10 protein-coding genes and 4 pseudogenes are annotated in these 15,939 nt (G+C 39.9%); 9 read left to right on the top strand and 5 right to left on the bottom strand.

The window, feature by feature from the left end:
• The first annotated feature begins 138 nt into the window (after positions 1 to 138).
• The 4 genes and pseudogenes from GJB59_RS01315 to bsh all read left to right on the top strand — a co-directional run bounded on the left by GJB59_RS01315 (position 139) and on the right by bsh (position 5,287).
• Entirely contained in the window at positions 139 to 372 is a 234-nt protein-coding gene (locus GJB59_RS01315) for a ubiquitin family protein (RefSeq protein WP_142828493.1), read from the top strand.
• 426 nt (positions 373 to 798) lie between these two features.
• Positions 799 to 1,080 (top strand): annotated as a pseudogene (locus tag GJB59_RS19330) (MHYT domain-containing protein); the annotation flags it as partial.
• Positions 1,081 to 1,152: 72 nt separating this feature from the next.
• Positions 1,153 to 3,951 (top strand): EAL domain-containing protein, encoded by a 2,799-nt coding sequence (locus GJB59_RS01310; RefSeq protein ID WP_280525828.1) that lies wholly within the window; start codon positions 1,153 to 1,155, stop codon positions 3,949 to 3,951.
• 362 nt (positions 3,952 to 4,313) lie between these two features.
• Positions 4,314 to 5,287: pseudogene (gene bsh, locus GJB59_RS01305) on the top strand (choloylglycine hydrolase).
• A gap of 366 nt (positions 5,288 to 5,653) precedes the next feature.
• Here the strand turns inward: bsh and GJB59_RS01300 are convergent.
• Positions 5,654 to 6,412, bottom strand: coding sequence for a TerC family protein (locus GJB59_RS01300; protein ID WP_142828491.1), 759 nt, complete (start codon positions 6,410 to 6,412; stop codon positions 5,654 to 5,656).
• A 562-nt stretch (positions 6,413 to 6,974) separates the two neighbouring features.
• On the opposite strand from GJB59_RS01300, the gene GJB59_RS01295 reads away from it, so the two are divergent.
• Positions 6,975 to 7,664 (top strand): phosphatase PAP2 family protein, encoded by a 690-nt coding sequence (locus GJB59_RS01295; protein WP_185960069.1) that lies wholly within the window; start codon positions 6,975 to 6,977, stop codon positions 7,662 to 7,664.
• 289 nt (positions 7,665 to 7,953) lie between these two features.
• A pseudogene (locus tag GJB59_RS19370) lies at positions 7,954 to 8,794 on the top strand (aldo/keto reductase); the annotation flags it as partial.
• A 469-nt stretch (positions 8,795 to 9,263) separates the two neighbouring features.
• Here GJB59_RS19370 and GJB59_RS01285 read toward each other — a convergent pair.
• Complete coding sequence (locus tag GJB59_RS01285) at positions 9,264 to 10,115, bottom strand: LysR family transcriptional regulator (protein WP_142828489.1); 852 nt, start codon at positions 10,113 to 10,115, stop codon at positions 9,264 to 9,266.
• Positions 10,116 to 10,430: 315 nt separating this feature from the next.
• Between GJB59_RS01285 and GJB59_RS01280 the strand changes: the two genes are divergently transcribed.
• Entirely contained in the window at positions 10,431 to 11,075 is a 645-nt protein-coding gene (locus GJB59_RS01280) for a DsbA family oxidoreductase (RefSeq protein WP_142828488.1), read from the top strand.
• A gap of 65 nt (positions 11,076 to 11,140) precedes the next feature.
• A complete protein-coding gene (locus GJB59_RS01275; protein ID WP_425325253.1) occupies positions 11,141 to 12,232 on the top strand; it encodes an oxidoreductase in 1,092 nt (363 codons plus the stop codon).
• Positions 12,233 to 12,747: 515 nt separating this feature from the next.
• On the opposite strand, the gene GJB59_RS01270 is transcribed toward GJB59_RS01275, so the two are convergent.
• Positions 12,748 to 13,101, bottom strand: coding sequence for a winged helix-turn-helix transcriptional regulator (locus GJB59_RS01270; RefSeq protein WP_101190298.1), 354 nt, complete (start codon positions 13,099 to 13,101; stop codon positions 12,748 to 12,750).
• Positions 13,102 to 13,295: 194 nt separating this feature from the next.
• Here GJB59_RS01270 and GJB59_RS01265 point away from each other — a divergent pair.
• Positions 13,296 to 14,281, top strand: a pseudogene (locus tag GJB59_RS01265) (Gfo/Idh/MocA family protein).
• A 15-nt stretch (positions 14,282 to 14,296) separates the two neighbouring features.
• Here GJB59_RS01265 and GJB59_RS01260 read toward each other — a convergent pair.
• Positions 14,297 to 15,148, bottom strand: a complete 852-nt coding sequence (locus GJB59_RS01260) for a Cof-type HAD-IIB family hydrolase (protein ID WP_142828486.1) — start codon at positions 15,146 to 15,148, stop codon at positions 14,297 to 14,299.
• Between the two features lie 60 nt (positions 15,149 to 15,208).
• Positions 15,209 to 15,826, bottom strand: coding sequence for a cyclase family protein (locus tag GJB59_RS01255; RefSeq protein ID WP_142828485.1), 618 nt, complete (start codon positions 15,824 to 15,826; stop codon positions 15,209 to 15,211).
• Between the last annotated feature and the right edge of the window lie 113 nt (positions 15,827 to 15,939).

Genomic DNA, 15,939 nt, shown 5'->3' with positions numbered 1-15,939 from the left:
ATTGGATTATTTCATTTCTGTATCAATTTACTCTCTCGGTTAACGAAGGAAAATGGCATGTTATACTGAAAATAACTGGTTAAAATTGAACCCTACAGGCTTTTTTAGTCACTTTCCGAAGCGAAAGGAGAATGCCTTATGAACAAAGAAAACATTCAAATGTTATTGGAAACCATATGTCAGTACAACACTGTACGGATTACTCAAATCTTTGCTAAAGATGATACCGAATGGATCCGTGTAAAATGCATACCAGATACGCACATGCTTGAAATGACCTATCTGCAGACCGAAACTGTCGAATGCTATGAATCGGTCAAGGAGGCCGTAGAAGTTATTTCTAAGTCTTTTCATCCCTCTATAACTTTCTAGTCTTTATCCTCAATAATTAAAATAAATGAAAGACCACTAGCTAAAGATTGAACTGGTGGTCTTTCATTTTCGAGTTCACTTTATTTAGACAAAGGACTTCTCATAAGTTATGATATGTAATCTGTTTTTTCACCTTATTGATCCAACAAAGAATATTTAAAATCAACAAGGAATACCCCATGGCTCATTTTAAGAATCCAATCGTCCTCTACCTTCACTTTTACTCAAACAGATTCTTTTTCGTTTTATTAAATTCTAAAAATCATTGTTATTTACATTTCCTCTTATGTTTTTCACTGTGTAATTTCTTAATTCATTGAAATACTTCTATTTTTTAGCAATAAAAGGTAATTATATATAATTTTTTGTAAAAAAAGTAATTTATAATAGTCCTTGTAAATTATTTTTAAAGAAAGGTTGGTAGCCATGTCCTTAAGTTCTGTTAGTCCTTTTCTAATAACTCTTTCCGTAGTTATTGGAATCATTTCCTCATATATCGCTTTGATTTTAATTGAAAGAATGGCCGATCAACCGAGAAAGAAGCAGATTTACTGGGTATTTTTCGGGTCGGTTGTCATGGGAATGGGTGTTTTTTCCATGCACTTTATTGGCATGATGGCATTTCATCTAAATTCGCCTTTGACATATGATCCTTTTTTGCTTTTTGTATCTTTTTTCGCTGCAATTATCGCTTCTTTTTCTTCATTTTATATTCTACACCTTACATCTGTGACGACACTCAAAGTGTGCCTAAGCGGACTAACAATAGGGACGGGCATTGTGCTTATGCATTATATTGGGGTATTTGCGATAAGCGAACCCAGCTCTCTTCAATTCAACTTGTTATACATTACCCTTTCCATTCTCATTGCCATTATCTTTTCGATTGTCGCGTTGAAAATTTTCTTTGAAGTAAAAGAAAGTCAGGCTTCTAGCGGCAGGAAAATGGTCAGTGCACTGATTTTAGGATTGGCCATTTCATCGATGCACTATCTCGGAATGAAAGGTGCTTTTCATGTGGAATATTCGCATTCTGAGACAGTTTCGGGTATTCAACCTTTTTCATTAGCCATTATTGTTTCAATCATCATATTTGGCATCCTGAGCATCGCAACTTATTTAGCTTTTCTTAATTCAAGAACGCTAACAATTGAAAGAGGTCTTGTGATAAAAATGAGACAAAGTGAAGAACGATTCCGCCGTTTAGTGGAACTTTCTCCTGAACCGATTGTGGTTCATAGGGAAGAAAAAGTTGTCTTCGTCAACGAAGCCTGCCTAAAAATGGTTGGTGAATCCAATAAAAGTGACTTGATTGGGAAATCAATACTAGATTACGTTCCCGCCGCTTATAAAGGTGTTGTAAGAAAACGTGTTCAAAAAATGAAGATTGGATTCAAGGCAACGCCGATGGAACAGCAAATCATCACTCTAGATGGGTCCATTATTGAAGTCGAAATAACGGGAGTCGGCATTGAATTTGAAGGAAAGCCGGCCATTCAGTTAGTGCTGCGAGACATTACCGAGCAAAAGAAAATCCGGAGAGAATTAGAAGAAAATCAACAACGCTACCAGTCTCTTTTTAAACATAATCCAGATGGAGTTTATTCCATGGACGCCACTGGACAACTGATGAACATCAATCAATCCTTAGAAGGCATATTAGGCTATTCATTGGAAGAATTGATCACCATGACATTTCATGTCGTAGTGGAACCTGACTATTTAGACATGACTAATCAAAAATTTATCGACGCTTTGAAGGGGACACCCCAAAACTACGAGACCATCGGCATTCGGAAGAACGGGGACAGAATCCCGTTGGAAATTACGAATATGCCCATCATTGTGGATGAGAAAGTAACCGGGGTTTATGGAATCGCCAAGGACATTTCTAAAGAAAAAGAGGCGCTTGGTTTATTGGAAGAGAATGAAGAGAAGTACCGGTCCCTTTTTGATTACAACTTGGACGCAGTTTTCGAAATTAATTCGGCAGGATTTTTTACAGATGCCAATAAAATGACGGAAAACTTAACCGGTTTTTCTAAAAACGAACTGCTTACGATGTCTTTTCGGACATTAGTTGCGAAGGATTTGGAGAAGGCGGATGCATTTTTCACGACTTTATTGGACGGCAGTCCCATCACTTACGAACAAGTAATCCGGAACAAGAATGGAGACTTAATTGAAATAGATGTCAGTTCTGTGCCGAAAAGAAAACAAGGCAAGGTTAATGGAATTTTTGCCATTGTCCGGGACGTAACCGAGAAAAAGCAAACGCAGGAGAAGATTAACGAACTTGCCTTTACTGACCAACTAACAGGACTTTCCAATCGGCATTGGTTTTATCAGAATCTCAAGGAAGTTGTATTAAGAAAACAGAACCAGCGGCAACCCATTGCCATTCTTCTTATTGACGTTGATAATTTCAAGGCCATCAATGATGTTCTCGGTCATCACGGAGGAGACCTCTTCCTTAAACAAGTCTCGGCCCGATTCCAATCTTCCCTTATGAACCATGCTTCCATTTCCCGACTTGGCGGTGATGAATTTGTCATCGTGGTTGAAGATGTAATAGAAGAAGATGTAGTCCAGTTAGCTCAGCAGATTTTAGTAGACATGAAGCAGCCAGTCTTACTTTTAGGACAGGAAATCGTGATTACGCTTAGCATCGGTATCAGCATCCAACCTATTTGTATCAGTGACGAAGAGACGCTCATCCGACAAGCTGATATGGCTTTGTATTCAGCCAAGGCAAAAGGAAAAAACAATTATCAATTCTTTACGGAACAGTTGAATGAGAAAGTAAGAAGAAAACTACAATTAGAGAAGGCTTTGCGGAATGCCCTGGAGCAAGAAGAATTTCAACTTTATTACCAGCCGCAAGTTGATTTGCAAACAGAAACACTTGTTGGACTTGAGGCACTTATCCGTTGGAATTCACCTACAGGCTTAGTGTCTCCTATAGAATTTATTCCGTTGGCTGAAGAGACGGGACTTATTCTGCCAATAGGCGAATGGGTGATCAAAGAAGCTTGCCGCCAAATGAAGAAATGGGAATACGATGGACTCCAGAAGGTAAAGGTTTCCGTAAATGTATCAGCCAGACAATTTAAGGATTCCCATTTCGTCAGCAAAGTAAAAACGATTTTGGAAGAAGAAAAAATAGATCCTCACTATTTGGAGATTGAAATCACTGAGAGTGTCATGATGGACATTGAAGAGTCGGCACTTCTTATCAAAGAATTGAAGAAGTTGGGTGTGAAAATAGCCATTGATGACTTCGGGGCAGGTCACACCTCGTTGAATGTCATCAAAAATGTGGAAATTGATACACTAAAAATCGATAAATCCCTCATTGATGAAGTTCTCAGCAATCGACGCAACATGTTCATTTTGGCAGCTATCATTGATGTGGGAAAAAACCTTAATGCAGAAGTTGTTGTGGAAGGTATTGAATTGGAAGAGCAAGTCATCGCGTTAAAAGAATTTGAAGTAGTTGGACAAGGATATTTTTTCAGTCGTCCCCTTCCATTGGAACAGTTGGAGCAAACATGGCTCAAGACAAGGCTGAAGTTATAATAAAGGTAATGGAATCTCTTTAATGAAGAAGGCCTTCACACTTATACATTTATTATCTTTCCATTCATACCGGTATTCGTTTAAAAAGGAAGTACGAATCGCTTAAAGTGAATTGAACCCCGGAAGACAGACACTTTTTTAAGTGTCTGTCTTCCGGGGTTCTTTTATTAATCAATGTCCTCTCTATTGTGTATTAAGTAACCCCTGATAATTTCTGATAGGTAAATCAATCTTTAAATACTAAAGAAGCGAAGTATTAGATAAACAAACTGCCCTGTATACTTTCAAGAACGTGAACTTTTGGACTAAAGGAGAAATGAAATATAAAATTGAATTATCGGAATTTTAAGTAGATTTTCGTTATGCGCACAACCCTCGCGCTATATACGAAAGATCATTATTTTGGGCGCAATTTGGATTTGGAGTTGTCTTACGGCGAGGTCATCACCATCACGCCAAGAAACTTTCCTTTAAGTTCCGAAAGGTTCATGATCTTCCGAGTCACTACTCATTGATTGGCATGGCTATTGTGGTCGATGATTACCCCTTGTATTTCGACGCAAGTAATGAGAAAGGGTTGAGCATGGCTGGATTGAACTTTCCGGAGAATGCTTACTTCTTCCCGGAAACAGCAGGCAAGGACAATGTCTCCCCTTTTGAATTTATTCCGTGGATTCTCGGACAGTGCCAAACCGTTGAAGAAGCCAATGAACTCCTGCCGAAACTGAATCTGGTGAATATGAATTTCAGCGACGAGTTGGCTCTGTCCCCTCTGCACTGGATGATTGCGGATCAAACGCAATCAATCGTTGTGGAATCGACAAAAGGAGCATTGAACGTATACGACAATCTTGTAGGCGTTCTAACCAATAACCATACGTTTGATTATGATTTATTTAACTTGAATAATTACCGCCACCTGTCTCCTACGGTTTCGGACAATAAATTCTCAGATCGTTTGGAGTTGAATGTGTACAGCCGCGGCATGGGCGGAATTGGCCTTCCTGGGGACCTGTCTTCCGCTTCCCGATTCGTCAAAGCGGCATTTACAAAATTAAATTCGATTTCAGGTGATTCCGAGCCCGAAAGCATCAGTCAATTTTTTCACATCCTAAAATCGGTGGAACAGCAAAAAAGCTTATGTGATGTGGACGAAGGCGAATATGAATTCACCATTTATTCTTCTTGCTGCAATATGGACAAAGGGATTTACTATTACACCACCTATGACAATAGCCAAATTACCGATGTCGATATGTAGAAGGAAAATCTGGACGGAACACAATTGACTACCTATCCATTTGTGAAAGGCCAACAGATCCATTTCGTGAATTAATCTAAGTAAAATTAAGGGTTTCTGTAAATAATGAAGAAATTGCTTCGCCACTACAAAGATAAGGCAAGGCCAACTTGAAGGAGTCGGCCTTGCCTTTTTCACTTTTTTATTCGGTTTCTGGATCAACTTTTATCTCCTCGAAAAGAAACATGCATTTCTATAGTTTATTGATAATGTATGTTCTATGAGAGTCGTTAATATTATAAACTGTTGGTAACAGTATACTTATATAGACAAATCGACTTAAAAAGAAATTTATCAGTATAAAAAAACTGAACGACGCAAAAAGGAAGATCCTTGCCGTTAAGCATGTGATCTTCCTTTTGAGACAGCAATTAAATGCTTTTTTTGATAGTAAGTTAGTAATTAAGCTTCTTGCGCCTTCTTTTTCTTCACACTGATCAATGCGCCTACAATCACGATTCCGAGCAAGATTCCCCAGAAAATCAGCTTCCATTCCGTGGAATGGGCAAAGTCATAAGGCAAGATGCCAAGGTCTTTATGCGCTAATGTGAGCACCAAAAGCTTGACGCCAACCCAGCCGACAATCACAAATGCTGTTGTTTCCAATTGCGGATAGTCTGCTAACAACTTGACGAATTTATGTGCTGCAAATCGCATAATGACAAGTCCGACCAACCCTCCGGCAAGCATGACGCCAAACTGTCCGCCATTGATGCCTCCGATTTCCGCACTTCCCAAATGAGGCAACGTCATCGCCAACGCTACGGCGGCCAACATCGAATCGATCGCAAAGGCGATATCCGCCAATTCTACTTTTAAGACGGTCATCCAAAAGCCAGAACCTTTTGTTGCTTCCGGCTCAAGGGAATGTTCTTTCCCTTTCCGCTGATCGTAAATGTGCTTAATCGCGATGAACAGCAGGTAAGCTGCCCCTAGCGCCTGGATTTGCCACACATCCACCAATATCGTAATCATGAATAACGCCGCAAAACGGAAAACGAAGGCTCCCATCAACCCATAAAACAGGGCCTTTTTCTGTTGTTCTTTTGGCAAGTGCTTGACCATAACCGCCATGACCACCGCATTATCAGCGGCCAGTAACCCTTCCAGCGCTACGAGTACGAGCAACACCCATAAATACTCCAATAAAATCGCTTCCATCTTTCATCCTCCTCCTGATTTTTGCCAACAAAAAAGACCCTTGCCTAATAAAAGGCAAAGGTCTCGCTAAGCAAATTGATTGCTATCACAACCGATGGCTACGAACCATGTAATGACGACTGTGAAATAGGTTTCCCTATAGCTACTCCCCCTTGACATAAAGTCAAAGTCTATTGAGTTGTACTGTCAGTATAACATCCAAGAGAAGGATGAAAATCCTATATTTTGTCCATATTATGGCGGACTTGTCAGTCAATTAACTATCTTCACTTTAAACCCTCATATCTTACTGTATGGCTTTAAATTCATTATGGTAGGATATTCGTAACAAAAAAGAGGCGTTTGCATCAGTAAGGGCTTAAGGAAAATCGGAGAAGTTGCACAGTTGAGTGGTATTTGCGAGATAAAATTGTGATGATCGATAAAGCGTTATCCCATTCAGAATTCTTTGCAGCCCTGAATGAACACGACTATAAGCATTATCCGGTACAAGTAACACGTTTCTCATCTCTCCAAACAGGAAAACCGTATGATTATGTCTGAATTACAGGAGTGTAGAAGTATGCTAAATACATTAAAAGCAATCCCTGCCAGAACCTATATTTTAATTGTTACTGCACTTTTCATAATAAGCGGAGGTTTTTACATATTTACAGAGCTTGGTGAAGAGGTGCTGGAGAATGAAAAATTCATGGTTGACCGGCATGTCGCAGAATTTGTTGAAAACCTTGCAACACCTGGAGTTACGACCTTTTTCGCCTGGATTACAGAACTCGGATCGGTCTGGGCGCTGACTGTAGGATCTCTTATTATGTTTGGCGTGCTGGGGTATTTTTATCAGCGGAAAAAGTGGAGAATTGTTTATTTTCTTATTGCAATGGGTGGAGTGACAATCTTGATCAGCGTGCTGAAAGCAGCCTTCTCAAGAGATCGTCCGAACATATTAGAGACATACGATGGAACTGGTTACAGTTTTCCAAGCGGTCATTCAACCGCCCCGATTGTTTTTTATGGATTTATTATGTACTTGGTCATCAGAAGCAAACTGAATGTCTTAGCAAAATGGCTGATCAACATCTTCCTTGGAATCCTGATTTTTTTAATTGCCTTCAGTCGCCTCCCCCTTGGTGTTCATTACTTTACAGACGTAATCGGTGGGCTAACACTTGGGCTGACATGGCTTGTCAGCTGTATCGCAATACTTGAAATTACTTTATGGCATAGTGGAAGAAAAGCGAAAAAAGAATTGTGAAAATGAACTATAGTTAGTATTGAAGTTAAAAATCCTTCGTTTTGCCTTCGTAAATCGATATGGTCTATTGGATTCAACCCTTGATTTTTCGATTAGTGTTCCATGAGTTGCTCCAGCTTATTGATCTTCTCGTTCTGCCCTCTCAGCAATTCGACAATCTGGTTGAGAGACTGTGGAGCAACCATCAACTCCGTATCAAGCCGTTTCATTCCTCCCTCGAACCGTTCCAAAAACTTGGTTTATATTTCTTCAAAGTTCGTCCGTTTGATCTCCTTCAATCGTTGGTCTGGAATCGATTCACACAATCCATCGCGCATTGGAATTAGGAGTTAACATTCTTGATACAGCCAATGTATATGGCAATGGACAAAACGAGCAATTGCTTGGCAAAGCGCTAAAGGGGCGACGGGAACAAGCCGTTATTGCCAGCAAATTCGGGGTTGGCCCTAACTTTGAAGGCATTCATAGCCATCCGGACTAGATTAAAGAGTCCATTGATAAAAGCCTTAAGCGATTAGCCGTTGATTATATCGATTTGTATTACCAGCAACGGTCGATCCAGATGTCTCCATCGAAGAAACAGTAGGAGCGATGGCGTATTTGGTACGGGCAGAAAAAGTTCGGGCCATTGGTTTGTCAGAGGCAACTCCTGAGCAAATCCGTCGAGCACATGCGACTCCTCATCCTGTTGCTGCTGTGCAAAACGAATATTCTCTACGGATACGTGATGTGGAAGGTGATATCATACCACCAGTCAATGAGCTTGGTATTGGTTTTGTAACGTATAGCCCTTTAAGCAGAAGTTTCTTATCTGGGGAGCTGCGCAAATTTGAAGATCTGGAAGAAACGGATGGCCGTCGGACTCTTCCAGGCTTCCAACTGGAAAACTTCTCTAAAAATGTGGAATTAGTCGACAAGATCAAGGAAATTGCTTCGGAAAAAAATGCACACCTTCACAATTAGTCATTGCTTGGACTATGGCTAACGGAACTTTGCCGATTCCTGGAACGATGCGAATTATATACCTAGAAGAAAATGGAGCATCTTTGGATGTCGAACTGACTTCTGAAGATTTACAGCGCATTAATGCACTCATGCCAAAAAATGCAGCGCTTGGAAACCGTTATTAATCATTAATTGGAAAAAGAAAAAACTCCTTCTCCATTAAATGTGTTTTTTTCTTTGTGTTTTTTATAAAAACACGTTCAATTCGCTTTTTTTCCCCTCAAAATTAGAAGTATGGCCCGACTTAAAAAATCAAAAAGCTTTCACAAAAGCATACTTTTACAAATAGATAGAGAGAAGAGGCGATTTGACCATCCTCTTCTCTCCCTTTGCATTTAGACAGCTTCTGATAATCCCTCATATGTAAACTGAAATTCTTTCTTAATCTTCTTATAAAACCTAGCTATTCTACATGATGAATGAAATTTAAATCTTGTTGCGTTGCTTCTCTACATAATCAAAAGACGATTGAAAAATGCCTGCTTCAATCGTCTTTTTTCTTCCCTCCTACGGTTTGGGTTTGGGCCTACCTTACCGCCCATTGCTTGCATGGAATTTATTGATTTGATGTACTTTATAATTGATAAGAACTTGTCAGCTCCAATTTTCAGCATGGCTTTTGATCAAAGAGATCATGCTGTTCATAGACGGAGAAAGCCACTTATCTTTATGGTACGCAAGAAATGTAGAAATCGATGGATGTTCTGGTGCTACTTCTTCTCCCCTTAATTTGTTGCTTTCCAACTCTTCTTTTACCGAAAAGTAAGGAACCATTGAAATTCCTAATCCACTTCTGACACATTGTTTAATTGCTTCAATACTTTGAAAGTCCAAACTTTCCTTCACATCCATCTGCTTAAACCTTAAATAATCATCAAACACCGATTTATAACTACATGATCGCTCCGTATAAAGAACCGTTCGAGTCTCTTCATCTTCTTGCGGGCTAATCAAAACCATCCTTTCCCTTTTCAGTTCTTCGCTATAAATTTCGGGCATGGACCAATCATCTTTTTCCAATATCAATGCTAAATCGATGTCTCCATTTTGAAGCTGTGACGCCATATTATAGTTTTCAATCGATTTAAGTGAAAGATTAACTTTTGGGTAGGACTTTTTATATTCCAGAAGGATAGGCGGCACGCGGCCAATCGTCAGCGATTCCGATATCCCAATCACAAGATCGCCCGTTGGCTCTTCATCCATGTTCAACGCCTGAGCATGCAATTCAATGATCTTTACTGCATAAGAAAGGAATCGCTGACCGTAATGCGTCAACACGACTTTCTTGCCCAGCCGATCAAATAATGGTTTTCCTGCTTCCTCTTCTAATTCTTGGATATGCGTTGTCACGGAAGATTGTGCATAGCCAAGATGATCAGCCGCCTTTTTAAATCCCCCTCTTTCCACAATTGTCTTAAACGTTACAAGGTGCCTAAGTTCCATATATTCACATCTCCCGGATTTGATTTTAGTGAATCAATGATAATTTCTTATTGGTTGCATTATTTTCTTAAAGTGAAGGTACTACTAGACTCTTTTAGGTTCATTTTTAGTGAACTATTAGTTCTTATATATCTATTTTACTAAATTAAATGATCTTATTACAATCCATAGGTGATTGGGAAAAGCAAAGAAATATGGTTGCTGTTTTTGTTTGATTTTGAGTTCATTTCTATTGAACGTATCATTCGGATATATCTATTTTACAGAACAATAAGGATGGATTACACTAAATATATATACAAGGAGGTCATCATGATGACAATCAAAGTAAGAGTCTATTCGGATTACGTCTGTCCATTTTGTTTTCTGGCAGACCAACCTTTGGAACAGGCAATCCAAGGAAAAGATGTGGAAGTGGAATGGATGCCGTTTGAGCTGCGCCCATACCCCAATGCAACGTTGAAACCCGAGGAGCATTATTTACAGAGCACATGGAAACAGTCGGTCTACCCAATGGCTGAACGGCTGGACATTGAAATCACCCTGCCAAAAGTATCTCCACAACCGTATACGCATTTAGCTTTTGAAGGGTATCAATACGCTAAAGAAAAAGGAAAAGGCAATGAATACAACGATCGGTTGCTGCGTGGATTCTTTCAGGAAGAACAAGACATTGGCAGCGTGGAGGTTTTAACCAAATTAGCCAGTGAAATTGGTCTCGATGAAAAAGAATACCAAGAGGCTCTTGAAACGAGAAAATACAAAGAAGTGCATCAGCAAGCCCTAAGACATGCCTACGAAGAAGCGAACATCACGTCGGTGCCAACTTTTGTAATTGGAGAAACGAAAGTTGCAGGCATTCATTCCAAAGAAACGCTTGAACAACTTATTGCTGAAGAGATCAGCAAACAAAAAACGAATTTCCCCGAAGGAATGATGTGCGGAATCGACGGATGTTAACTAGATACGTTGCTTTGGAATGAGAATACGTTAGGAATGAGCATAAAAAAGGAGTGTTGGAATTGATAAAAACAAAATCGTTGTTTGAAACCGTTACATTAGGCAGTACCACATTGGATAATCGGATAGGGCTTGCACCGATGACACGCATCAGTGCCACAACCAAAGGATGGGCAACCGACCAGATGGCGTCGTACTACACCTCTTTTGCCCGTGGCGGGTTTGGACTCATCATTACAGAAGGCACCTATATTGATGACAAGTACAGCCAGACCTATTTGGACCAGCCGGGCATTGCTTTGGAAGAACAAGCGCAAAGCTGGAAACAAGTGGTCGATTCAGTGCATGCAGCAGGAGCAAAAATCTTCATGCAATTGCAGCATTCGGGGCCGCTTTCCCAAGGAAACCGGTTTGCTGACGAAACAATTGCACCGTCAGCCGTTCAACCCAAAGGTGAACAATTGAGCTTCTATTTAGGGGAAGGCCCATTCCAAACGCCACGGGAAATAACAAAAGAAGAAATTGCAGACGTCGTAAAAAGCTTTGTCCATGCAGCAAAACGGGCGCAATCCGTGGGCTTTGACGGAATTGAAATTCATGGGGCCAATGGCTATCTGCTCGATGCGTTCCTGACAGACTATGCCAATCAGCGCGAGGATGAATATGGCGGATCTGCGGAAAATCGTGTTCGTCTGCTAGTGGACATTGCAGAAGCTGTTCGAGATGCAGTGGGCCAGCGATTCACGGTTGGAATGAGAATTTCGCAAGCGAAGGTCAATGATTATACGCACAAATGGGCCGGGAAAGAGAACGAGGCGGAAATTATCTTCGGCCGCTTAGGAAAAACGGGCCTAGATTATCTCCATGTAACGGAATTCGAAGCGTGGCAACCGGCATTTGAACCAGGCGAGGCTTCCCTGGCAGCCCTTGCAAAAACCTACAGCCAGCTTCCGATTATCGCCAATGGACAATTGGAAGACCCGGAAAAAGCAACAAAAATCATCGAAGCCGGACATGCGGATATGATCACCTTAGGAAAAGGCGCATTGGCTAACCAGGATTGGGCTCACAAAGTGCAAAGTGGAAAACCGATGACAGTATTTGATTCAGAGAAAGTATTAAAACCAATTGCAAAAATTAAAGCATTCGAACTGTAAAGAAGAGTGTTAAATAATAGGACAAGTCGCTTTCCTAACCAGAGAGTGACTTGTCCTTTTAAAGTAGTTGAAGAATTATTGTAAAGAGAATCACTTAAGTTACAGAATGATTTAATGCAGTTAACATGACGAATTATCTTAAGTTATATGGAGCTTCCTATAATTGATGATATGTAAACTGATTTTGAAGAGAAAATCCTTTTATAAATTTTCCGGCACAAAATTACAAGTCTAAATATCAGTAAGGCTCCATCTGCACGGAAGTCAGCGCTTGGATTAATTCTATGTGGCATATCTAAATAAACCGGTCTCCTGTACTAAGTACAGTATTGCATCGCATTCATGATATTTTCTAAAGTTCTACCTTGAAAGCTTCCATTGATTCGACACGCCAGTCCAATATTTAATGGAGTATCAATAAAAATTGTTTAGAAGAAACTCCATTAAAATAAAGCGGATTTCATTTTACTGAAATCCGCTTTATTTTATTCAGCTATTTTTAAATACTAACTAACTTAGTTGTTTTCTATTTGCTGATCCAAGTTTTGCTCGATGTATTCTTTGCCCCATTCGTACATGGAATCAAGAATTGGAATAAGGCTTCTTCCTTGTTCGGTAAGTGAGTACTCCACTTTCGGCGGAACCACAGGGTATACTTCCCGGTGGACAATCAAATGATCTTCAAGTTCACGCAATTGATTCACGAGCATCCGTTGCGTGATGCCTGGCATAAGACTTTTTAATTCCCCAAAACGTTTAGTTCCTTCTTTTCCTAAATGCCATAGCACTAGCATTTTCCACTTTCCTCCGATGATGGAAAGTGTCAGCTCTTTTTCACAATTAAAAACTTTCTCTCCTAAATTAGGCATCTATTTTCTTTCCTTCCTTGTTATATTTCTATCGTATACTTTTCGATACTATGTGATAAAAAAGTCAGTACTATAATTAATGTAAATTACTAATTATACTAGATATAGAATGGTTAGTAAATTTTTTTAGCATTGGAATAATGTCTTTGCAATTGTGGGCGATAATGCAATAAAAACAGAAAAGAGGATAAAAAATGATACGAATTGGCATAGTGGGTACTAATTGGATTACAGAAAGATTGCTTGAAGCGGCAAAAGGGATTGAGAATTTTAAATTAGCAGCCGTTTAGCCCCGAACGTTGGAAAGAGCAGAGGAATTTGCCAGTCAATATGGAATAACTAAAATTTTTACCGACTTAGAAGAAATGGCAGTCAGCGATGAAATCGATGCGGTTTATATTGCCACACCCAACTCATTCCATGCTGACCAAGCCGTCTTGTTTTTAAAAAACTCCAAACATGTATTATGTGAAAAACCGATGGGTGCCAATGCAGCAGAAGCAGCGAAAATGATTCAAGAAGCGAAAGATCATAATGTGCTGCTTATGGAAGCGATGAAATCTACGTTGCTTCCAAACTTTAAGGCCATTCAAAATAATCTGCACAAAATCGGCCCTATCCGCAGATACTTTGCTAGCTATTGCCAGTACTCATCGCGTTATGATGCATACAAAAAAGGAACAGTATTAAATGCATTTAATCCAAATTTTGCGAACGGTTCATTGATGGATCTGGGCACCTACTGTTTATACCCGCTCATTTTACTGTTCGGCGAGCCAAAAGAAATAAAGGCCACAGGTCTTATCCTGGATTCCGGTATAGATGGCGAAGGAAGTGTCCTATTGAAATATGATGACAAAGATGCGGATATCATTTATTCAAAAATCACAAATTCCACTTTACCAAGCGAAATCCAAGGGGAAAAAGGAATTATGGTGATTGATAAAATACATTCAGCCGAAAAAGTGGACATTCATTACAACGATGGCACTGTTGAATCAGTGACAGTAGAACAACCTCAGCCCGCTATGTATTATGAAGTGAAAGAGTTTATCGATTTAATCAGCCAAAAGAAAACGGAGTCACTTGTTAATTCGTTTGAAAACTCCTATACCACCATGTGCGTAATGGATAAAGTCCGCCAAGAATCGGCCTGTCCTATCCAAGTGATTCCAAGTAAACGGTCTTCAATTGATCAGGCCGTCGGAAGCGAATCAGAATTTTTTTCTTCTATATAATTGGAAGTATTCACTGGCTCTAAAATAAACTTTTCTAACACGTGAAGCACCCCTTCTTCATTGTTCGTAAAGGTCGTATAATCAGCCATAGCTTTCACTTCCTTTACGGCATTTCCCATTGCTATACCGAGACCGGCTGTCTCAATAAGTTCGATGTCATTATAGTTGTCACCAATACCGATTATTTCTGAACGGTCTATACCAAGTTTTTTCGCTAAGCATAATAGGGCACTACCTTTGTTTGCCTCGGGATGGGTGATTTCAAGGTAGTGTTTTTTTGATTTTGCGATGTGAGCATACTTGCCGAATAAGGTTTGCAATTCATTTTGTAAGTGATCGAGGACGATTGGTTCTTCGATAAAAAGTAGTTTTGTCACGCCTTTTTGGGCAAGCTTGATGAGATTGGGCTCTATCCTATAGGGCACTTTAACTGCTTCAGAATAAGCAATCAGCTTGTCATTTTCTACGGCACTGTAGAGAATATCATCTTGGTATATTTGTAGATGTAATTTTTTCTCACGAGAAATTCCGATTAACTTTTGTGCAATATCGGGAGGAATAGTGCGCTCATATATTACTTCTTTTTCATTAACATCCTTGATCAATGCACCTTGATAAGTGATGAGCGGTACATTTATACCCAACTGCAGGGCAATGAGTTTTGCAGAGGAAAACATGCGGCCCGTAGCAATCGTAACAATTGTCCCCGCTTCCACCGCTTTTTTAATAGCGGTTACTGTATTTGGTGAAATCATTAAATCGTCTGTGAGCAATGTCCCATCGAGATCGATCGCGACCAATTTATACATAGGCTCTCTCCTTACAATTATGTTTTATCTTTCATGGAAAAATGATTGAAACAGAAAAATTCAACTTAATCCTTCAAACAACAATACTCGCGCAGGCGAAGCCTCCGTACCTACTAATTTCAAAGGCGCGGCAACAATAAAGTATTGTCCCTGCTCCACTTCCTTCAATCTCAGGCCCTCTATGATGATGATGTCATTTGCAAATAAGGTTTTATGCGTCGGATGCCCTTCTTGGCTTCTTTCAATTCCAAGCGCATCTATTCCAACCCCGCGAATCCCTAACTCAGCAAGATAGCTTGCTCCATCTTTTGCCAGATAGACAAAATCAAAATTAAACTTTTCCTCAAACGAGTTTTTCGTTTTTAATAAAATAAAATCTCCTTTTTGAAGCTTGAATCCTTCTAAGTCCGTTTTTGAAATTCCGTTCTTTACTGCCGTCAAATCGAGAACTTGACAAGGCCCTACAAGACTGTCCAGCGAAAGCGATTCGAATGTCTCTCCATCCACATTCATATGAAGCGGCGCATCGATATGCGTTCCGGTGTGCACATCCAGATCCAGCCGCGTTTCCGTAACATAGCCGTTTGTCTGCTGATTGATTTTTGGCTGTTTTTCCGGTTTGTCCTTGTAAACGGTCATGCCTTCATAGATCGCCCCTGTTACATCATACATTTTCATGTAATCCAACCTTCCATTACTAATATTGTCTTCAATGATACCTTCACCTTCGCATGCCATTTATACAGTTGTCCAATGAAAATACTTTGGTGCAAAAAAGTTCAAGCTTGATA

The sequence above is a fragment of the Planococcus soli genome (assembly GCF_016881065.1).
GTDB classification, from domain to species: domain Bacteria; phylum Bacillota; class Bacilli; order Bacillales_A; family Planococcaceae; genus Planococcus; species Planococcus soli.
The sequence above is the reverse complement of the archived record's forward strand: the minus strand, read 5'-3'. Positions and strand labels throughout refer to the sequence as shown.

What these genes read in the sequence shown, in the direction of transcription:
- GJB59_RS01315 (WP_142828493.1), top strand. Translation starts at nt 139, where the DNA reads ATGAACAAAGAAAACATTCAAATGTTATTGGAAACCATATGTCAGTAC.
- GJB59_RS01300 (WP_142828491.1), bottom strand. Translation starts at nt 6,412, where the DNA reads ATGGAAGCGATTTTATTGGAGTATTTATGGGTGTTGCTCGTACTCGTA.
- GJB59_RS01295 (WP_185960069.1), top strand. Translation starts at nt 6,975, where the DNA reads ATGCTAAATACATTAAAAGCAATCCCTGCCAGAACCTATATTTTAATT.
- GJB59_RS01285 (WP_142828489.1), bottom strand. Translation starts at nt 10,115, where the DNA reads ATGGAACTTAGGCACCTTGTAACGTTTAAGACAATTGTGGAAAGAGGG.
- GJB59_RS01280 (WP_142828488.1), top strand. Translation starts at nt 10,431, where the DNA reads ATGACAATCAAAGTAAGAGTCTATTCGGATTACGTCTGTCCATTTTGT.
- GJB59_RS01270 (WP_101190298.1), bottom strand. Translation starts at nt 13,101, where the DNA reads ATGCCTAATTTAGGAGAGAAAGTTTTTAATTGTGAAAAAGAGCTGACA.
- GJB59_RS01260 (WP_142828486.1), bottom strand. Translation starts at nt 15,148, where the DNA reads ATGTATAAATTGGTCGCGATCGATCTCGATGGGACATTGCTCACAGAC.
- GJB59_RS01255 (WP_142828485.1), bottom strand. Translation starts at nt 15,826, where the DNA reads ATGAAAATGTATGATGTAACAGGGGCGATCTATGAAGGCATGACCGTT.